Source organism: Streptomyces sp. ISL-12 (genome assembly GCF_018614415.1).
In the GTDB taxonomy this organism is placed as follows: domain Bacteria; phylum Actinomycetota; class Actinomycetes; order Streptomycetales; family Streptomycetaceae; genus Streptomyces.
The window spans coordinates 112,288-131,089 of record NZ_JAGGOO010000040.1 but is presented as its reverse complement, the minus strand read 5'-3'; the positions used below and the strand labels follow the sequence as shown (position 1 = coordinate 131,089).

The 18,802-nt window shown below is 73.5% G+C and carries 20 protein-coding genes; 8 read left to right on the top strand and 12 right to left on the bottom strand.

The features are described from left to right. Nucleotide 1: 1 nt before the first annotated feature. Nucleotides 2–919: a diacylglycerol kinase family protein gene (locus tag J7I94_RS12005; RefSeq protein ID WP_215167025.1), complete on the bottom strand. Its 918-nt coding sequence runs from the start codon at nucleotides 917–919 to the stop codon at nucleotides 2–4. Between the two features lie 76 nt (nucleotides 920–995). Then, nucleotides 996–1,289: a hypothetical protein gene (locus tag J7I94_RS12000; RefSeq protein WP_215167024.1), complete on the bottom strand. Its 294-nt coding sequence runs from the start codon at nucleotides 1,287–1,289 to the stop codon at nucleotides 996–998. Between the two features lie 135 nt (nucleotides 1,290–1,424). Here J7I94_RS12000 and J7I94_RS11995 point away from each other — a divergent pair, with 135 nt between their 5' ends. Continuing rightward, nucleotides 1,425–1,790, top strand: a complete 366-nt coding sequence (locus J7I94_RS11995) for an STAS domain-containing protein (protein WP_215167023.1) — start codon at nucleotides 1,425–1,427, stop codon at nucleotides 1,788–1,790. A 21-nt stretch (nucleotides 1,791–1,811) separates the two neighbouring features. Here J7I94_RS11995 and J7I94_RS11990 read toward each other — a convergent pair whose 3' ends face one another. Continuing rightward, complete coding sequence (locus J7I94_RS11990) at nucleotides 1,812–2,240, bottom strand: ATP-binding protein (protein ID WP_215167022.1); 429 nt, start codon at nucleotides 2,238–2,240, stop codon at nucleotides 1,812–1,814. A gap of 362 nt (nucleotides 2,241–2,602) precedes the next feature. On the opposite strand from J7I94_RS11990, the gene J7I94_RS11985 reads away from it, so the two are divergent. Continuing rightward, nucleotides 2,603–3,820, top strand: a complete 1,218-nt coding sequence (locus J7I94_RS11985) for a glycoside hydrolase family 64 protein (protein WP_215167021.1) — start codon at nucleotides 2,603–2,605, stop codon at nucleotides 3,818–3,820. A 56-nt stretch (nucleotides 3,821–3,876) separates the two neighbouring features. Here J7I94_RS11985 and J7I94_RS11980 read toward each other — a convergent pair whose 3' ends face one another. Then, entirely contained in the window at nucleotides 3,877–5,211 is a 1,335-nt protein-coding gene (locus tag J7I94_RS11980) for an endo-1,4-beta-xylanase (RefSeq protein ID WP_215167020.1), read from the bottom strand. 330 nt (nucleotides 5,212–5,541) lie between these two features. On the opposite strand from J7I94_RS11980, the gene J7I94_RS11975 reads away from it, so the two are divergent. Further along, on the top strand, nucleotides 5,542–8,241 hold the full coding sequence (locus J7I94_RS11975) for a SpoIIE family protein phosphatase/ATP-binding protein (protein ID WP_215167019.1): 2,700 nt from the start codon (nucleotides 5,542–5,544) through the stop codon (nucleotides 8,239–8,241). Nucleotides 8,242–8,346: 105 nt separating this feature from the next. Here J7I94_RS11975 and J7I94_RS11970 read toward each other — a convergent pair whose 3' ends face one another. Beyond that, a complete protein-coding gene (locus tag J7I94_RS11970) occupies nucleotides 8,347–8,520 on the bottom strand; it encodes a CsbD family protein (protein ID WP_215167018.1) in 174 nt (57 codons plus the stop codon). Between the two features lie 187 nt (nucleotides 8,521–8,707). On the opposite strand from J7I94_RS11970, the gene J7I94_RS11965 reads away from it, so the two are divergent. Beyond that, on the top strand, nucleotides 8,708–8,854 hold the full coding sequence (locus J7I94_RS11965) for a hypothetical protein (protein ID WP_215167017.1): 147 nt from the start codon (nucleotides 8,708–8,710) through the stop codon (nucleotides 8,852–8,854). 34 nt (nucleotides 8,855–8,888) lie between these two features. Here the strand turns inward: J7I94_RS11965 and J7I94_RS11960 are convergent, their stop codons facing one another. Then, entirely contained in the window at nucleotides 8,889–10,289 is a 1,401-nt protein-coding gene (locus J7I94_RS11960; protein WP_251075024.1) for an MFS transporter, read from the bottom strand. 253 nt (nucleotides 10,290–10,542) lie between these two features. Here J7I94_RS11960 and J7I94_RS11955 point away from each other — a divergent pair, with 253 nt between their 5' ends. After that, on the top strand, nucleotides 10,543–11,907 hold the full coding sequence (locus tag J7I94_RS11955) for an FAD-dependent oxidoreductase (protein WP_215167015.1): 1,365 nt from the start codon (nucleotides 10,543–10,545) through the stop codon (nucleotides 11,905–11,907). A gap of 114 nt (nucleotides 11,908–12,021) precedes the next feature. Here the strand turns inward: J7I94_RS11955 and J7I94_RS11950 are convergent, their stop codons facing one another. Next, the gene (locus J7I94_RS11950) at nucleotides 12,022–12,762 is read right to left on the bottom strand and encodes a DUF4097 family beta strand repeat-containing protein (RefSeq protein WP_215167014.1); all 741 of its coding nucleotides are present in this window, start codon (nucleotides 12,760–12,762) and stop codon (nucleotides 12,022–12,024) included. A 91-nt stretch (nucleotides 12,763–12,853) separates the two neighbouring features. On the opposite strand from J7I94_RS11950, the gene J7I94_RS11945 reads away from it, so the two are divergent. After that, nucleotides 12,854–13,858: a helix-turn-helix domain-containing protein gene (locus J7I94_RS11945; protein ID WP_215167013.1), complete on the top strand. Its 1,005-nt coding sequence runs from the start codon at nucleotides 12,854–12,856 to the stop codon at nucleotides 13,856–13,858. Between the two features lie 137 nt (nucleotides 13,859–13,995). Here J7I94_RS11945 and J7I94_RS11940 read toward each other — a convergent pair whose 3' ends face one another. The 4 genes from J7I94_RS11940 to J7I94_RS11925 are packed head-to-tail and all read right to left on the bottom strand — an operon-like array spanning nucleotide 13,996 to nucleotide 16,152. After that, nucleotides 13,996–14,370: a hypothetical protein gene (locus tag J7I94_RS11940; RefSeq protein WP_215167012.1), complete on the bottom strand. Its 375-nt coding sequence runs from the start codon at nucleotides 14,368–14,370 to the stop codon at nucleotides 13,996–13,998. 38 nt (nucleotides 14,371–14,408) lie between these two features. Continuing rightward, on the bottom strand, nucleotides 14,409–14,939 hold the full coding sequence (locus J7I94_RS11935) for a roadblock/LC7 domain-containing protein (RefSeq protein WP_215167011.1): 531 nt from the start codon (nucleotides 14,937–14,939) through the stop codon (nucleotides 14,409–14,411). A 38-nt stretch (nucleotides 14,940–14,977) separates the two neighbouring features. Next, complete coding sequence (locus tag J7I94_RS11930) at nucleotides 14,978–15,757, bottom strand: hypothetical protein (RefSeq protein ID WP_215167010.1); 780 nt, start codon at nucleotides 15,755–15,757, stop codon at nucleotides 14,978–14,980. Further along, nucleotides 15,754–16,152: a hypothetical protein gene (locus tag J7I94_RS11925; RefSeq protein WP_215167009.1), complete on the bottom strand. Its 399-nt coding sequence runs from the start codon at nucleotides 16,150–16,152 to the stop codon at nucleotides 15,754–15,756. Before J7I94_RS11925 ends, J7I94_RS11930 begins: the two co-directional genes overlap by 4 nt. A 241-nt stretch (nucleotides 16,153–16,393) precedes the next feature. On the opposite strand from J7I94_RS11925, the gene J7I94_RS11920 reads away from it, so the two are divergent. Together J7I94_RS11920 and J7I94_RS11915 are read left to right on the top strand one after the other, a co-directional pair. Next, nucleotides 16,394–17,461, top strand: coding sequence for a YihY/virulence factor BrkB family protein (locus J7I94_RS11920; RefSeq protein ID WP_215167008.1), 1,068 nt, complete (start codon nucleotides 16,394–16,396; stop codon nucleotides 17,459–17,461). A gap of 40 nt (nucleotides 17,462–17,501) precedes the next feature. Then, the gene (locus J7I94_RS11915) at nucleotides 17,502–17,849 is read left to right on the top strand and encodes a hypothetical protein (protein WP_215167007.1); all 348 of its coding nucleotides are present in this window, start codon (nucleotides 17,502–17,504) and stop codon (nucleotides 17,847–17,849) included. Nucleotides 17,850–17,869: 20 nt separating this feature from the next. Here the strand turns inward: J7I94_RS11915 and J7I94_RS11910 are convergent, their stop codons facing one another. Continuing rightward, nucleotides 17,870–18,664, bottom strand: coding sequence for an SDR family NAD(P)-dependent oxidoreductase (locus tag J7I94_RS11910; RefSeq protein ID WP_215167006.1), 795 nt, complete (start codon nucleotides 18,662–18,664; stop codon nucleotides 17,870–17,872). Nucleotides 18,665–18,802: the final 138 nt, after the last annotated feature.

Here is an 18,802-nt window from a genome sequence, read left to right as displayed (position 1 = left end):
ATCACCGGCGGCGGGTGCTGTCCGGCGGGCGGGTCCGGTACGGGTCGCAGTACAGGACGCGCAGCGCTCCGGGCAGCACCCGGGCCGTGACCGGCAGCACGGCGTCGACCTCGCCGTCGGCGCCGTAGGGCACGTTCCGGTCGGCCTCGATGCGTATCTCCCGGCCGCGCAGGACCCGTACCTGGGGCCGGTGGACGTGGGTGCCCGCGGCCAGTTCCCGCATCAGGGCGAAGAACAGCCGCCGCGGGGTGTGCCGGATCATGACGACGTCCAGCAGGCCGTCGTCCACCCGGGCACCGGGCGCGATGCGGCGGCCCGAGCCGTAGTAACCGGAGTTGGCGGCCACCACCGTGTAGCCGCGGCACAGGTGCTCCTCGCCGTCGACGGTGACGCGGTAGCCGGCCGGGCGCCAGCCGGCCACGGCACGCAGCGCGCCGGCGTAGTAGGAGGCGGTGCCGCGCAGCAGCCGGGCCCGGTTGGCGTGCCGGTTGGCGAGCGCGTCGACGCCCGCGTAGACGCTGCCCAGCACCACGGTGCGGTCGTGGACGGCGGAGGTCAGCTCGACGGTGTCGACGGGGCGCGGCTCGCCGTGCAGGAGCAGACGGGCGAGTGCGCCGGGGCCGGCGGGGAGCCGGAGGGCGCGCGCGAAGTCGTTGCCACGGCCGGAGGGGACGAGGCCGAACGGGGTGCCGGTCCCGCTGAGGGCGCCGCCGACGGCTCCGACGACGCCGTCTCCGCCGACGGCGAGCACGGCTCTGCCGCGCCGCCCGGCCCGCCGGGCCAGTTCCCCGGCGTGCGCGAGGTCCCGGCTGTACTCCGTCTCCAGCCCGGCCCCCGCCGCGCGCAGCAGCGGAGCCACGTGGCGCAGGGTCGCGGCCCCGCCCGCGGCCGGGTTGACGACGGCGGTGAACTGGCGCATCGGTGTGCCTTCCGGGCTGACGAACAGTGCCGCACTGTTCTCTCATGGAGGTCCGCGCCGGAAGGCGGGCGGGGTCCTAGCCGGGCGGCTCCGACCCGTCACCGCCGTCCGGCCGCAGGGCCCGGCCCACTTCCGCCTCCACCTCGCGGGGCGTCTGCCCGTGCCGCCTGACGTACTCGGCGAGCGCGGTGCGCCAGTCGCGGTCGAGGTCGCGCCAGGCCCGGACGGCGGTCTCGTAGGTACTGGACTGCCGCGGGGTCCACTGCTGCTGGGTGGGCGGACCGTACGCGTCACGCAACTGTTCGACCCGGCTCTGCGCCAGGTCCGCCGCGCGCCGCTTGTGCACGAGTTCGTCGAATGTGTACGCCACGGGAGAAGACCCTAGTCACGGCGGGGCTCCCGCGCGCGTCGAACCGGTCCTCCACAAGTTGCCCACCAAGGGCCCCCGGACCCTTAACATCATGGTCACCAACCATGGCCGGACCTGCACGAGAAGTGAGGAAGCGTGTCGGACACCGAGGGAGCGGCGGTGCCTGAGCGGCTGCTGATCACCCGTACCACCACGGACGACGGCGTCTGTGTCGTCACCCTCGCGGGCGAAGTGGATCTCGACGGCAGCGCCCAGCTGCGCGACGTACTGCTGTCGGGCCTGGAGGGCGCCCGGGGCACGGTGGTCGACCTGGCGGACGTGGCCTTCATGGACTCCAGCGGCATCAACGTGTTCATAGCGGCACACCAGGCGGCGGAGGCCGGCGGCGGCTGGCTGCGGCTGGCCGCCCCCCGGCAGGCCGTCCGGCGGGTGCTCCAGCTCGTCGGAGTGGACATCCTGATCGCCTGCTATCCGACGGTCGAGCAGGCGCTCGCCGACTGACGGCGGCGGGGCGGGCGGCCCTCACGACAGGGGAAGGCGCGCGTACACGGTCTTCCCCTGGGCGTGCGGCTTGGTGATCACCTCGTCGCACAGCCGTGTCACGATCTCCAGCCCGTGCCGCCCGACCCGCAGCGGGTCGCGGGGCAGGAACGTGGGGAAGCCCTCCCCGGTGTCCGACACCGCGATCTCCACCTGCTCCTCCACCAGGGTCAGCACCAGCCGGCAGGGCCCCGGGGCGTGCCGCAGGGCGTTGGTGACCAGCTCGCTGGCGACCAGGCGCGCGGCGTCCAGGAACTCGGCGGACGTCGTCACCCCCGCCTCGGCGAGCCGTCCGACGAATCCCTGGACGATGTCCCGGGAGGCGGGGATCATCGCCGATCCGCCCCTGAAGTCCACCACCGTGGACAGGACGGACGAACCCGCGGCATCGGGTCTGCGCGCCGGAGTCATACAGAGCCTCACCGTCCGGTCCGGGGCCGAGTAGCGGAAGCAGAATCCCGCGGCACCTCACGATACGCAGGGAACGGGCACTTGCGATTCGCTTGCGGCAACTCGCGCCCCATCCAGGGTTTCCCGGACACCGCCGAAGTGTGCCGCCGCGGACCCTGGGCAGAAGGGCGGCGCGGGCTGCTCCGCGTTCCTGTCCCGGTACGTATCAGGAGCAGCCCGCACATGCGGACCAGCCCACACTGTTGACATGCGCACACCCCACCGGCACTCTGAGAGCGCTCTCAGCAGGTCCGGACCAATACGTTCCCCCCTCCCCCCACGTCTCCGCGGTCCTGTCCCCAGGGCCCGTACGGAGGTTGCGCATGTTCAGAGGACTCCACAGACGACTGAGGCACCGGATCGCCGCGACGGCGACCGCCCTGGCCACCACCGTGGCGGGCGCCCTCCTCGCGACCGGTACCGCCACCCCCGCCGACGCCGCGGTCCCCGCGACGATCCCCCTCCAGATCACCAACAACTCCGGCCGCTCCGGGCCGCTCTACGTCTACAACCTCAGCACCGAACTGTCGACGGGACGGCAGGGCTGGGCCGACGCGAGCGGCGCCTTCCACGCCTGGCCCGCGGGCGGCGCCCCGCCCGTCCCGGCCCCCGACGCCTCGATCGCCGGACCGGGTCCCGGGCAGTCCACGACGATCCAGATCCCCAAGTTCTCCGGACGGATCTACTTCTCGTACGGCCAGAAGCTGGTGTTCCAGCTGGCCACCGGCGGTCTGGTGCAGCCCGCCGTGCAGAACCCGAGCGATCCGAACCGCGACATCCTCTTCAACTGGTCGGAGTACACGCTCAACGACTCCGGGCTGTGGATCAACAGCACCCAGGTCGACATGTTCTCGGCGCCGTACGCGGTCGGCGTGCAGCGCGCCGACGGCACGACGGTGACCACGGGACACCTCAAGTCCGGTGGTTACAACGGGTTCTTCGACGCGCTGCGGGCGCAGTCCGGCGGCTGGTCCGGTCTGATCCAGACGCGTGCCGACGGCACCGTGCTGCGGGCGCTCTCCCCGCTGTACGGCGTGGAGACCGGCGCCCTGCCCGCCTCGGTGATGGACGACTACATCAACCGCGTCTGGCAGAAGTACGCCACCTCGACGCTGACGGTCACCCCGTTCACGGACCAGCCGGCCGTGAAGTACTACGGGCGGGTCACCGGTGGCGTCATGAACTTCACCAACAGCTCGGGCGCCGTCGTCACCAGTTTCCAGAAGCCCGACGCGAGCAGTGTCTTCGGCTGCCACCGGCTGCTGGACGCCCCCAACGACCAGGTGCGCGGCCCGATCTCCCGCACCCTGTGCGCGGGCTTCAACCGGTCCACGCTGCTGACCAACCCGAACCAGCCGGACACCTCCGCGGCCGGCTTCCACCAGGACGCGGTGACCAACCACTACGCCCGTGCGGTCCACGCTCAGATGGCGGACGGCAAGGCGTACGCCTTCGCCTTCGACGATGTCGGCAACCACGAGTCGCTCGTGCACGACGGCAGCCCGGCCAGGGCGTTCCTGACGCTGGACCCGTTCAGCTGATCCGTTCCCCGGGGCGTACCGGACGGTGCGCCCCGGGGTCTCCGGCCGCCCGGGTGTCAGGAGGCCGCGCAGGCGCCGACCGCCGGCACCGCGCCGCTGCCGTTCTTCGCGACGGTGAACCCGAAGCTGGTCGAGGCGCCGGCCGCCAGGCTCCCGTTCCAGCTGGGTTCGACGGTCATCACGTTGCCGCCACTGTCCCAGGTCGCCGTGGCGTTCCACACGGCGGTGACCTTCTGCGGCGCCGTCAGGGTGACGGTCGTCGTCCAGCCGCTGATCGCCGAGTCGCCGGCGGTGATGGTGACCTTGCCGTTGTAGCCGTCGTTCCACTGCGCGCCGGTGGTGTACGTGGCCGTGCAGGCGGCATCGCCACCGCCGCCCCCTCCGCCGCCGGTGCCGCCCAGCGCGGCCAGGACGGCGTCGTAGGCGGGCTTCGCGGCGTAGTTCGCGTCGAACAGCAGCGGGGTGCCGCTGCTGCGCCAGGAGTACTTGTCGGTGACGCCCCAGACGGTGATGCCCGTGCAGCGGCTCACCGCGAGACACGCCTTGACCACGTTGCCGTAGCTGGTCGCCTGGGCGGTGCCGGAGCCCTCGATGTCCAGTTCCGTGATCTGCACGTCGACGCCGAGGTCGGCGAAGCGCTGGAGGTTGGCCTGGTAGTCGGCCGGGACCGGGGAGGCGCTGTTGAAGTGGGACTGGAAGCCGACGCAGTCGATGGGGACGCCGCGCGCCTTGAAGTCCTTGACCATGGCGTAGACGGCATTGCTCTTCGCGTTGACGCCGTCGGTGTTGTAGTCGTTGTAGCAGAGCTTGGCGGCCGGGTCGGCGGCACGGGCGGTGCGGAACGCCTCCTCGATGAAGCCGTCGCCCAGCTTGTCCTGGAACGGGGAGCTGCGGCGGGCACCGCTGGAACCGTCCTGGAACGCCTCGTTGACCACGTCCCAGGAGTGGATCTCCCCCTTCCAGTGGGTCATGAGCTGGGTGATGTGGTTGTTCATCGCCGTGCGCAGGTCGGCGGCGCCGAGGGTGCTCACCCAGGACGGGAGCTGGGAGTGCCAGACGAGGGTGTGGCCGCGGACGTCCATGCCCCGGCCCTGGGCGTGGTTCACGATCTGGTCGGCGGCCGTGAAGGTGAAGCCGCCCCGGGTGGGCTCGGTGGCGTCCCACTTCATCTCGTTCTCGGGCGTCACGGAGGTGAACTCGCGGTTCAGGGTGGCGGCGTAGTCGGACTCGCCGAGGTGGTTCGCGGCGACGGCGGTGCCGAAGTAGCGGCCCTGGCCGGCCGCCGCCGAACCGAGCGTGTCGGCGGCCTCGGCGGTGTGCGCGGCGGCCGCCAGGGCCGTGGCGGCGACGAGCCCGGCCGTCGCGGCTCTCAGTGAGCGTGTCAGATACATGACATCCCTTTCGGCGAAGATGCGAGCGGCTCGAAACTTTCGGCCTGATTTCCGAATGTCGCGGTGGAGGCTACGGATTCACGGCGTCCGGGTCAACGGCCGTCACGGCACGGATTTCCGGAGGCCGGTGACATGCCGCGAACCCGTTACAGGGGGATGCGGGGTCCGAAACATTCGGAACGGCATCATCGCCCGGGCGCATCACCCGGACGGGCGTACCGGCGCCCGCCCGCGGGGCGGCCGCGTACCGGGCTGCGGCGGGCGCCGTCGGCATGCCGCCCCGTGATGCGTCTGTCGCCCCATCCGGCCCCGCAGGGTAGACATGGACCTATGGTCCGACTCCCGGGCGGATCGGAAGCCCGGCCCACCCGCAGTCCCGGCCGGCTCCGGCGCGCACCGGCCCCGGGGCTGCGGTCCGCACTGTCCCGGCGCAGCCTGGCCGGGCAGGTGTTCGTCCTGCAGGTGGTCGTGGTGCTGCTGCTCGTGCTGGCCGCGGTGGTCGCGCTGGTGCTCCAGGCCCGCAACGACAACAGCACGGAAGCCCGCAACCGCTCGGTCGCCGTGGCCGGGGCCTTCGCCAGCTCCCCCGGGATCGTCCAGGCGCTGCGCGCCCCCGACCCCACGGCGGTGCTGCAGCCGAGGGCCGAGGCCGCCCGCAAGGCGGCGGGCATGGACTTCGTCGTCGTGATGAACACCGACGGAGTCCGCTACACCCATCCGGAGCCGGACCGCATCGGCCGCGAGTTCGTCGGCACCCTCGGCCCCGCCCTGGCCGGACGCACCGTGACCGAGGAGATCGAGGGCACCCTCGGCCCGCTGACCCAGGCCGTGGTCCCCGTCGAGGCGTCCGACGGCACCGTCGTGGGCCTGGTGTCGGCCGGCATCACCACCGACCGCCTGGGCGGCGCCGTCCACCGCCAGCTGCCGCTGTTGCTGGGCACCGCCGCGGCGGCGCTGGTGCTGGCCACGGCCGGCACGGCGCTGGTCAGCAGGCGGCTGCTGCGCCAGACCCACGGTCTGGGGCCGGACGAGCTGGCCCGGATGTACGAACACCACGACGCGGTGCTGCACTCCGTCCGGGAAGGGGTGCTGATCGTCGGCGGCGAGGGCACGCTGCTGCTCGCCAACGACGAGGCGCACCGCCTGCTCGACCTGCCCGCCGACGCCGAGGGACGCCGGGTGCGCGACCTCGGCCTCGACCCCGGCACCGCGCGGCTGCTGGCCTCCGGACGGGTCGCCACGGACGAGGTGCACCGGGTCGGGGAGCTGCTGCTGGCGGTCAACCAGCGCCCCACGGACATCCGCGGCGGGCCGCCCGGCAGCGTCGCCACACTGCGCGACTCCACCGAGCTGCGCGCCCTGTCCGGCCGGGCCGAGACCACCCGGGAACGCCTGGACCTGCTCTACGACGCCGGTGTGGGCATCGGCACCAGCCTGGACGTCACCCGCACCGCCGAGGAGCTGGCCCGGCTGACGGTGCCGCGGTTCGCGGACTTCGCCACCGTGGACCTGTCCGACGCCGTGCTCACCGGGGGCCCGCCGGAGCCGGGGCGTCCGCTGCGGCGGACCGCGGCCGGCGGGCTCGCGACGGACACCGTGCTCTTCCCGCCGGGCCGGCAGATCGACTTCGTCGGCTCCACACCGCAGGCGGCGGCCCTGCGCACCGGCCGCGCCGTCCTCGAACCGGACCTGAGCCGGGCCCGCGGCTGGCAGGCGCAGGACCGGGAGCGCGCGGCGCGGCTGCTGGAGTACGGCGTCCACTCGCTGGTCGCCGTGCCGCTGCGGGCGGGCGCCCTGACGCTCGGGGTGGTCACCTTCTGGCGGGCCGGGAGGCCGGAGCCGTTCGACGCGGACGACCTCGCGCTCGCCGAGGAGCTGGTGGCGCGGGCCGCGGTCTCCATCGACAACGCCCGCCGCTACACCCGCGAGCACAGCCTGGCGGTGACCTTGCAGCGCAGCCTGCTGCCCCGCACGCTGCCCGAGCAGAACGCCCTGGACATCGCCTACCGGTACCTGCCCGCGCAGGCCGGGGTGGGCGGTGACTGGTTCGACGTACTGCCGCTGTCCGGGGCGCGGGTCGCGCTGGTGGTGGGGGACGTCGTCGGCCATGGACTGCACGCCGCGGCGACGATGGGGCGGCTGCGGACGGCGGTGCACAACTTCTCCGCGCTGGACCTGGCGCCCGACGAGCTGCTCGCCCTGCTGGACGAGCTGGTCGCCCGCATCGACCAGGACGAGGAGGCCGCGGGAGACAGTGCCCCGGTCACCGGCGCGACCTGCCTGTACGCGATCTACGACCCGGTCTCGCGCGGTTGTACGGTCGCCAGGGCCGGCCATCCACCGCCGGCCCTGGTCCACCCCGACGGCCGGGTGGAGATCGTGGACGTACCGGCGGGTCCGCCGCTCGGGCTGGGCGGACTGCCCTTCGAGGCGACGGAGCTGCGGCCGGCCGAGGGCAGCCGGCTGGTGCTCTACACCGACGGGCTGATCGAGGACCGGGAGCAGGACATCGACGTGGGGCTGGACGAGCTGCGGGGCGCCCTGGCGGCGGCCGGGCCCTCGCCCGAGGAGACCTGCCGGGCCGTGCTCGACGCCCGGCTGCCGGACCGGCCCGGCGACGACATCGCCCTGCTCGTCGCCCGTACCCGGGCGCTCGGCGCGGACCGGGTGGCCGAGTGGCCGGTGCCCGCCGACCCGGCCGCCGTCGGCGGGATACGGGGCCAGGTGACGCGGCGGCTGTCCGCGTGGGGGCTGGAGGAGCTGGCGTTCACCACCGAGCTGATCCTCAGCGAACTGGTGACCAACGCGATCCGGCACGGGGCGGAGCCGATCCGTGTCCGGGTGCTGTACGACCGCAGCCTGATCTGCGAGGTGTCCGACAGCACCAGCACCGCACCGCACCTGCGGTACGCGGCCATGACCGACGAGGGCGGACGCGGCCTGTTCCTCGTCGCCCAGCTCGCCGAACGCTGGGGTACCCGCTACACCCCCTCGGGCAAGGTCATCTGGGCGGAACAGCCGGTGCCGTGACCGCTGTGCCGTGACCTCACGCAAAGCCCCGGCGCCCGTGCGGGCGCCGGGGCTCGGCCGCCGTCGGCGAGGCGCACCCGTACAGAGCACGGGACGCGCGGCGGGTCAGTGTCGGAAGGCGTCCTTCGCCTTCTCCTTGGCCTGGCGGGCGTCGCCCTTCGTCTGATCGGCGCGGCCCTCGGCCGTCAGCCTCTCGTTGCCGACGGCGCGGCCCACCGCCTCCTTGGCCTTGCCCTTGGTCTGTTCCGTCTTGGCCTTGGACTTCTCGGTGCCTGCCACGGTCGTTCTCACCTCTGCGCTCTCATCGGTCGCGGATCCTCCGGGAACCCTCCGGGTTTCCCGCTCCCCGGCCGGGAAACGCCGGCGGGCCGCCGGGTGAGAGCGGGGCCGGGACGGGTAGGCGGGTTCTGCGCGGGCATCCCGCCCGCCGGGAAGACCACAGCGGGAAAACCACAGGAGGAACGTGATGGCCGCACTGCTGGAGAGGATCAAGCGGTACGCGCGCAGTCCGCAGGGGCGCCGGACGGCGGAGCAGGTCCGCCGGGCCGCCGCGGACCCGCGCCGCCGGGCACAGGCCCAGGGGCTGCTGCGCCGGTTCGGGAAGCGCCATTGAGCCCCGGCTGATCCGGCCGACCGGACCGGCCGGATCAGCCCCGGGTCGCGTGGGTGTGGCCGTGGGCCGTCTCCGCCGGGCCGCGCCGGTCCCGGTCGGCGCGGTCCCGCCGCCAGTCCGCGACGGCGACGGCCAGCGCGCACAGCATGAAGGCGACGCCGCTGCCGACGGAGAGCGCCACGGCGTCGCGGTAGTTGTCGTGGGTGCTGGTCAGCACCAGGTAGAACAGGCCCGGCAGCGCGGCCGTGCCCACGGCCCCGCCGAGCCGCTGCCCCGTCTGCATGGCACCGCCGGCCGCGCCGGCCATGCGGACCGGGACGTCGCGCAGCGTCATGGTGACGTTCGGGGAGATGACGCAGCCGCTGCCGAGGCCCCCGAGGAACAGCAGCGGGGCGGCGACGAAGGCGGCGGAGTCCGCGGGCGCCAGCCACAGCACCAGTGCCGTGCCGCCCAGCCCGGCCATGACGGCGACCAGTCCGCAGACGGTCAGCAGCCGCCCGAACCGGCCCACCAGGCGCCCCGCCACCGCGGCGGCACCGGCGGAGCCCGCGGCGAACGGGGTCACTGCCAGCCCCGAGCCGAGCGGTGAGTAGCCCAGCCCGTTCTGGAAGAACAGCGCGAAGACCAGCCAGACTCCGCTGAAGCCGACGAAGTACAGGGTGGCGAGGCTCGCGCCGGTGGCGTAGCCGCGGGTCGCCGTGAACAGCCGGGGGTCGAGCAGCGGGTCGCCGTCCCGGGCCGACACCCGGCGCTCCCACCCCACGAAGCCCACCAGGATCCCCAGCCCCACCGGGAACAGCCACCACAGGCTGCCCAGCCCGCCGGCCTCGGCCAGCACCAGCGGCAGCATCACCGCGAGAATGCCGGTGCCCAGCAGCGCCACCCCCACCGGGTCGAGGCGGCCCCGGCGTCCGGGGGCCACCCGGGGCAGCAGCCGCCAGCCGAGCACCAGGGCTACCAGCCCGACCGGCACATTGACGTAGAAGATCCAGCGCCAGCCGTCGGGGCCGTCGGCGAGGGCGAGGATCACGCCGCCCACCACCGGCCCGACGGCGCTGGAGACGCCGACGGTGGCGCCGAAGAGCCCGAAGGCCCGGCCGCGCTCGGCGCCCCGGAACAGCTGCTGGATCAGGGCGGTGTTCTGCGGGGACAGGGTGCCGGCGGCCACGCCCTGGGCGAGCCGGGCGACGACGAGCAGGGCGACCGTGGGCGCCGCGCCCGCCGCGGCGCTGCACACCACGAAGGCGGCCAGGGCGATCAGGAAGACCCGCCGCCTGCCGAAGGCGTCGCCCAGCCGTCCGGCGGTCACCAGGGTCAGGGCGAACGCCAGCGCGTACCCGGAGACGACCCACTGCACGGACGCGGCGGAGGCGTCCAGTTCCCGCTGCATGGACGGCAGGGCCACGGCGACGATCGTGACGTCCAGCAGGGTCATGAACCCGGCGACCAGGGTGGCCCACAACGCCCGCCAGCGGTTCGGATCGTTCACGGGGACTCCCTCCACCGGTCCGGTCTCCGCCTTGGTGTCTGCGTCACCGGTCACCGAACCCGGGCGGTCCAAACAACCCGTAAGGGACTCATAAGCGGGCCTTATGGGCCCATAGACCGGACCCGCGTACCGACTTAGGGTCCCCTTAGCTTAGGCTTCCCGTCGAGTCGATCTGTCACCGCTCGAAGGGAAACCGCACATGCCCCGCCCTCTGCGGGTAGCCATCGTCGGATCCGGTCCCGCCGGAATCTACGCCGCCGACGCCCTGCTCAAGTCCGAAGTGGCCGCCGAGCCCGGCGTGTCCATCGACATCTTCGAGCGCATGCCCGCTCCGTTCGGGCTCATCCGCTACGGCGTCGCTCCCGACCACCCGCGGATCAAGGGCATCATCACGGCCCTGCACCAGGTGCTGGACAAGCCGCAGATCCGCCTCTTCGGGAACGTGGACTACCCGACCGACATCAGCCTGGACGATCTGCGCACCTTCTACGACGGTGTGATCTTCGCCACGGGTGCGACGGCCGACCGCGACCTGTCGATCCCCGGCGTCGAGCTGGACGGTTCCTACGGCGCCGCCGAATTCGTCGCCTGGTACGACGGCAACCCGGACTTCCCGCGCACCTGGCCGCTGGAGGCCGAGAAGGTCGCCGTCCTCGGCGTCGGCAACGTCGCCCTGGACATCGCCCGCGTCCTCGCCAAGACCGCGGACGAGCTGCTGCCCACCGAGATACCCCCGAACGTCTACGAGGGCCTGAAGGCCAACAAGGCGCTGGAGGTCCACGTCTTCGGCCGCCGCGGCCCGGCGCAGGCGAAGTTCAGCCCGATGGAGCTGCGGGAGCTGGACCACTCCCCCAACATCGAGGTCATCGTCGACCCCGAGGACATCGACTACGACGACGGCTCGATCGCCACCCGGCGCGGCAACAAGCAGGCCGACATGGTCGCCAAGACCCTGGAGAACTGGGCGATCCGCGATGTCGGCGACCGTCCGCACAAGCTGTTCCTGCACTTCTTCGAGTCGCCGGCCGAGATCCTCGGCGAGGACGGGAAGGTCGTCGGCCTGCGCACCGAGCGCACCGAGCTGGACGGCACCGGCAACGTCAAGGGCACCGGCAAGTTCACCGACTGGGACGTCCAGGCCGTCTACCGCGCGGTGGGCTACCTGTCGGACAAGCTGCCCAAGCTGCCCTGGGACATCGACTCCGGCACGGTCCCGGACGAGGCCGGGCGGGTCATCGAGGAGTCCGGCGAGCACCTGAAGTCGACGTACGTCACCGGCTGGATCCGGCGCGGCCCGATCGGTCTGATCGGCCACACCAAGGGCGACGCCAACGAGACGGTGGCCAGCCTGCTGGACGACTTCGCCAACGAGCGGCTGCACACGCCCTCCGCGCCCGGCCCGGAGGCCGTCGACGCCTTCCTGGCGGAGCGGGGCGTCCGGTTCACCACCTGGGAGGGCTGGTACAAGCTGGACGCGGCGGAGAAGGCGCAGGGCGAGCCGCAGGGCCGCGAGCGCGTCAAGTACGTCGAGCGCGAGGACATGCTCCGCTGGAGCGGCGCCTGACCGACCGCGTGACCGCGACCCGCGTCCCGCGTGACCGACCCGACCCCCGGAAGCCCGGCTTCCGGGGGTCGGTCGCGTGCGGCGCGGGGGTCTCCTGTGGCGGGCGTGCGGGGATCAGGCGCGCGCGGCGGTGACGTCGCCGTCGACCGTGGTGAGCCGGATCGTGCGGCCGGCCGTGTCGTGGGTGGTGGGCACGTCGACCGAGGTGCTGCCATTGTCGGTGGCCGCCCTGACGCGGTAGGCGGGCACGTCGGCAGGCAGGGCGAGACGGACGGAGCCGTCGACCGTGGTCCCGCCGACGCCGGCCGGTGCCGTCGCGCAGGCGAGCGTCACGTCGCCGTTCACCGTCCCGGCGCGGACCTTCCCGGCGCGCAGCGCGTCGGCGCGGACCGAGCCGTTGCGGGTGGCCAGCCGTACGGCGCCGTCGTCCGCCCCGGAACCGGTGACGGTGATGTCGCCGTTGACGGTCGTCAGGTCCAGGGCGCCGGCGATCCCGGCGGCGTCGATGCCGGCGTCGCGGGCGCGGACGGTGACGGAGACTCCGTCGGGTACGTCCACCCGTGGCATCCGGGGACACCGTCCGTCCCGTCCCGCGCAGTCCAGGTCGAGCACCCTGGTGTCGTCCCGGCGGCTCCAGCGGTGGCCGGCCCGGTCGTCCACGGCGACCTCGCCGCCGGCGCCGGGGCGCAGGGTCACCCCGTGGTCCGTGGTGATGACGAGTTCGCCGCCGACCGGCACCCGCAGCGCTCCCCGCGCGTCCGGCAGGTCATCGCCGCCCCCGCCTCCCCCGCATCCCGCCGTGCCGGAGACGAGCGCGAGGACCAGTGCCGCACGGGCCGCCGTCGTCGACTTCATGCCGGACCGGCTTCCCCGCCCTGAGCGGGACATGACCGCGGGGGCCCGTGCGACACTGCGGAACGAGGGGCGTGGAGGGGGAGGGCGGCACATGCTGGTGACGGAGTTCAGCACGGAGGCCGTGGCGGCGCCGGAGCGGTTCGCCCTGTGGGAGGAGACCACGGCGCGCTCGCACCTGCGCAACCTGATGCGCAGCGACGACCAGGACGACTTCCGCGCCCGGATGCTGCTCCTCGACCTGGGTGACGTACAGGTGTCCGCCCTGGCCTACCCGCACCTGGGTATCGCGCGGACGTCGAGACTCGTACGGCAGTCCGATCCCGAGATGTATCAGGTCAACTGTTTCATCGACGGACACGGGACCGTCCACCTGGGCCGGAGCGAGACGGCGCTGCGGACCGGTGATCTGGTGCTGATGGACAGCAGCAGCCCCTATCAGGGCGATGTCCGGGCCGATCCGGACAGTTGGTCGCATCTGACCGTGCAGTTCGCCCGCGGGCTGCTGCCGCTGCCGGAGCGGACGGTGCGGGACCTGCTCGCCGTCCCGGTCGACGGACGTCACGGCATGGGCGGGATGCTGGCCTCCTGGCTCACCGGTCTCACCGCGCGCGCCGCAGAGTTCGCCCCGGCGGACGCCCCCGCCCTCGCCTCGGTCACCCTGGACCTGCTGGCGTCCACGCTCGCGCGGTCACCGGAAGCCCAGGGGACGCTGACCCCCGAGACCCGGCGGCGTGCCCTGCAATTGCGGGTGAACCAGTTCGTCGAGCGGCATCTCGCCGACCCGGAGCTGACGCCCCGGACGATCGCGGACGCCCACCACATCTCCCTGCGCACGCTCCAGCAGTTGTTCGCCGAGGTGGAGGAGTCGCCGGCCGCCTGGGTGCGGGCCCGCCGGCTGGAGCGCTGCCGCCTCGACCCGGCCGATCCGTTCCTGGGCGCGCGTCCGGTGCGGGCCGTCGCCGCCCGCTGGGGGTTCACCGACCCGGCGCACTTCAGCCGCCTGTTCCGGGCCGCCTACGGGATGCCGCCGCGGGACTACCGGAACGCGGTGCGCCAGGAGGGGCGCGCGGATCAACAACAGTCCCGCGCGCGATGACAAGGCCGAGGACGGCCGTCCTGGGCATGCTGGTCGCGGGCCGGCCGCTCCGGGCGGGGGGAACCCGGGGCGGCGCCCTGTTTCCGGCGCGTCGCGCCGACGGGCCGGCGACCGCGTGGTCGCCGGCCCGGGCCGGTTCAGACCTCCAGTTCGGTCTCGATGCGGCGCAACTGGTGGCGGGCCATCGCCAGGTTCGCCCGGCTCGCGTCGAGCACCAGGTAGAGGAAGAGGCCGTTGCCACCGCGCCCCTTGATCAGGCGGATCAGGTGGTACTGGCTGCTGAGCGTGATCAGGATGTCCTCGATCTCCTCCTTCAGGCCGAGGAGTTCCATCGTGCGCAGCTTCGCCCGCACGACGTCGGTGTTGCCGGCGGCGGCGACCTCCAGGTTGAAGTCCTTGGTGCCGCCCAGGGTGCCGAGCGCCATGCCGCTCGTGTAGTCGACGAGCGCGGCGGCCGAGGCCCCGTCGATGACGCTGAGGCATTCCTTGAGCGAGGTTTCCAGGTTGGCCATGAGTCGATTTCCTTCCGGATGTGATCGGTCGAGTCGGTTCAGGTCGGCCGACGCTGACCGCCGGCCTGCGGACGGGGTGGATGGGCGGGCCGCTGCGGGGTGCGCACGGGCAGGGTGCCGATGGGACGGGCCAGGTCCGCGGGGGTCACGGCGGGTCCGCCGGAGCCGGTCCGGTCCTCCGCGGCATGGGCGGTACGGGTGTGGCCGGCGACCAGTTCGCCGATCCGGGCGCCGCTGCGCCGGCCCTCCAGGTGCAGCCGGCCCACGTTGACGCGGCCCTCGGCGAGCAGGGTGAGGACGGCGGCCGGACCGGCCGCGTAGGTGGCGACGTAGCCCTCGGCGCCGCGCAGCAGCAGCTCGCGGAAGTCGCCGCGGCCGGTGGCGTCCGCCGTGCGGTGGGCGACGCCGAGGGCCGCGGCGGTGAGCGCGGCGAGGCCCTCCGGTTCGGTGCCCGGCGCGTCATGGGCGAGGACCAGTCCGTCGACGGTGGCCGCGAGGGAGCCGGTGAGCTGGGGCACGTGGTGGCGCAGACGGTGCAGTTCGGCCAGGACGTCGCTCTCGACGGCCATGAGCAGTCTCCTTTCGGCACGCTGGCGACGCGCGCGGATCACAGGGCCTCCAAGGCGTCTCGAAGCCGTCGCAGCAGGGCGGCGTCGGGGTCGTCCCAGGCGGCCCCGTACGGATCGGGGGCGGCCCGGGTGTCCTGCGCGGGGACGCGCGGGGCGGTGGTGACGAGTCCGTCGGCGGCCAGGCGGCGCAGTTCGACGAGGGTGTGGTACGTACGGCAGGCGAGGGCCTCCGCGATGGCGGCGGCGGTGCGGACGCCGTCGACCAGGGCGAGGACCCGTCCGCGCCGGGGCGGCAGACCGGCGGGCTCCGCGCCGGCCGCGCGCGCGAGCGGGGCGACGTCGACGAGGGGGTCGGGCCATATGTCGTGCAGCAGGTCTCGGCGGCGCCGCGACTCGCGGACCACGGTGTCCACCGGGACCGGGCGGACCACGCCGAGCCAGTGCCCGGCGCCCGGCCGGAAGCGGTGCGCGCGCCCGTCGTGGGCGAGGGCGAAGTAGGCGGCGTCGAACAGCGCGCCCAGGTGACAGAGCTCCAGCGCGCCGGCGGCGAGCCGCCCGTCGTCCACGAGCCGGCGGCCCACCCGGTGCCGGGCGCCGTCCCGGTCGATCGCCTCCCACCAGCCGTCCTCGGTGAGGGCCCCGCCGCGGACCAGCAGGACGCCGAGGTCGGGGGTGTGCGCGGACTCGACGTGCGCCACCCGGCCCGCCGAGAGGTAGAAGACCCCCCGCTCGCCGGTCAGGGCTCCGGTGGCCCCCTCGGCGGCCAGTGCGCCCAGCGCGGCCGAGGTGGTGTCGTGCGCGGTCCACGTCGTCGTCATCCGAGCACCAGCCGCCCCGCCATCTCGCCCAGCCGGAGGCGGGCCAGGGCCAGGTTCCCGTCGTTGCGGTCCAGCCACAGGTGCAGGAACACGGTGCTGTCGAAGGGGGTGCTGACGAACCGGATCAGGTGGTACGCGTCCCCGGTCGTGACGATCATGTCCTCGACGGGTGAGGTCCCGACGCCCGCGCTGTCCGGGCCGCCCGGCGCCAGCGCACCGCTCTCCGCGGCGTGCCGGGCCAGCTCCGCGGTCACCGCGGCCGTCGCCTCGGCGTCGCCGCCCGGTGCCTCGCCCACCGCGCCCAGGGCCAGTCCGCTGATCCAGTCGACCAGCCACGCCCCGCGCGCGCCGGGCAGGCGCATCGCCTCCAGCAGGCTCTCGTCTATTCCGGGCACGCCGAAACCCCTCCCGCACGGCCGCCACCGTCAACGTGACGGGGACACTACGGAAAGTGCACGCGTCGGGTGGAGGCTTTGGCATTCTCCAGAGGAACGTGCGGCCGGTACGTCATACTGCGGGTTTCCACGGCCGTGCACGGCCCGCGTCGGCGGTCCTTCCCGTGGCGGGAACGCGGACAGGCCCGCCTCGGCGCGGACCCTGATGCGTGTCCGGTGCCGGACGGGCTACTCGTGCTCCATGGCCCGACTCCACATGCCCCACCGCGGGAAACACACATCAGGTCAGGACGGTGCCCCCACCGCACGGGACGCCGGCGAGGACTTCGGCCCGGACACCGCCACCGAGCGCGCCGCGCCGGACTCCCCCACCGAGTTGCCGAAGCGCTCCTGGTCGGCGCTGCTGCGGCGGGTGGTGAAGGAGTTCAAGGACGACGAGCTCACCGACCGCGCCGCCGCCCTCACCTACTACGGGATCCTGTCCCTGTTCCCGGCCCTGCTGGTGCTGGTCTCCCTGCTCGGCATCGCCGGGCGGTCGGCCACCCAGGAGGTCCTGGACAACGTACAGAAGCTCGCCCCGGGACCGGCGCGGGACATGCTGTCCGACGCGATCCGGCAGTTGCAGGGCCAGGCCGGGCTCGGCTCGGTACTGGCGGTGGTCGGTCTGGCCGGCGCCATCTGGTCGGCGTCCGGCTACGTGGCCGCCTTCATCCGCTCGGCCAACGCCGTCTACGACGTCCCCGAGGGGCGCCCGGTGTGGAAGGTGCTGCCGCTGCGGGTGATCCTGACCGTGGTGCTGCTGGTGCTGGCCGTGGCCAGTGCGCTGATCGTGGTCTTCACCGGCTCGCTGGCCGAGCAGGCGGGCACCGCGCTCGGCATGGGTGACACCGCGGTGACGGTCTGGTCGATCGCCAAGTGGCCGGTCCTGGTCCTGCTGGTCGTCATCATGATCGCGATCCTGTACTGGGCCACCCCCAACGCCCGGGTGCGCGGCTTCCGCTGGATCACGCCGGGCAGTCTGGTGGCCCTGCTGATCTGGCTGGTCGCCTCCGCCGGGTTCGCGTTCTACGTGGCGAACTTCGGCTCGTACAACAAGACCTACGGAACCCTGGCCGGCGTGATCATCTTCCTGGTCTGGCTGTGGGTGACCAACCTGGCCATCCTGCTGGGCCTGGAGTTCGACGCCGAGCTGGCCCGGCAGCGGGTCATCGACGGCGGCCATCCCGCCGACCGGGAGCCGTACGTCGAGCCGCGCGACACCCGGGCCTGGGACGAGGCGGACCGGCGGCGCGCGGATCCACGGGAGTGAACCCGCTCATGGCCCGGAGCCAGGCGGGTACGCGGACGGCATGACCGATCAGCGCAGGACCCCCGAACCCGAGCACCGGGACGAGGCCGTCTCCGCGGAGTCGGAGAAGCGACGCGCCGCGTCCCGGCCGTTCAGCCGGCCCGCCCCCGAGCGGCGCCCCCATGTGCGGGCCACCCGGCACATCAGCCGTGAGGAGGCCGACGCGGACCGCGTCCCCGGTGTGCCGGGCGGCTACGGCACCACCGGCGGCGGCCAGCCCGGCGGCGGCCGGAGCACCCCCCGGCCGCACGCCGACACCGCCGACGAGTCCGGCGTCACCGACATCGTCGGCGGCCGGGAGCCGCACCCGGACCGCCCGAACCGCAGCGGCGGCACGGACCGCGAGTAGCGGATCCGGCTGTCAGGCCGTCACGGCAGGATGGAGTCGACGTATCCACCGTCGACGCGGACCGCCGCGCCGGTCGTGGCGGACGCCTGCGGCGAGCTGAGGTACACCACCAGGTTGGCGATCTCCTCCGGCTCGATCAGCCGCTGGATCAGCGACTGCGGGCGGTGCTCGCGCATGAAGACGCGCTGGGCCTCGTCCCAGGGCAGGTCGCGGTCGACCAGCTGGTACACGAAGTCCTCGACGCCCTCGGTGTGGGTGGGCCCGGCGATCACCGAGTTCACCGTGACACCGCTGCCGGCGGCCTCCTTGGCGAAGCCGCGGGAGACCGCGAGCAGCGCCGTCTTGGACATGCCGTAATGGATCATCTCGGCCGGGATGACGACGGCCGAGTCGCTCGCGATGTACAGCACCCGCCCCCAGCCCCGGTCCCGCATCCCGGGGAGGTAGGCGCGGGTGAGCCGGACGCCCGCGAGGACGTTGATCTCGAAGTAGCGGCGCCACTCGTCGTCGCTGATCTCCAGCGCGGGCGCGGCGCCGAAGACACCGAGGTTGTTGACGAGGATGTCGACGTCGGGCAGCGCCTCGACCGCCCGGTCCGCGCCCTCCTCGGTGCCCAGGTCGGCCGCCACCGGCACGAACTCGCCGTCCGGCACCTGCTCCCGCAGCGCGGCGACGCTCTTGTCCAGGCGTCCGGCGTCGCGCCCGTTGACGCCCACCCGGGCGCCGGCGCGGGCCAGCCCCGCGGCGATCGCCGCGCCGATGCCCTGGGAGGATCCGGTCACCAGCGCGGTCCGTCCGTCGAGGTCGAGTTTCATCAGGTCGCTCCTTCGGGTGCCGTACGGTCGTCCGCTGTGCTTGTGCCCACCGCCGCCCGGGTTCCACGCCACCTCGCCCGTCCGCACCCCCGGCCGGCCGCACGCCCGGCGCGTCGGCGTACCCCGGGTGATCCACGG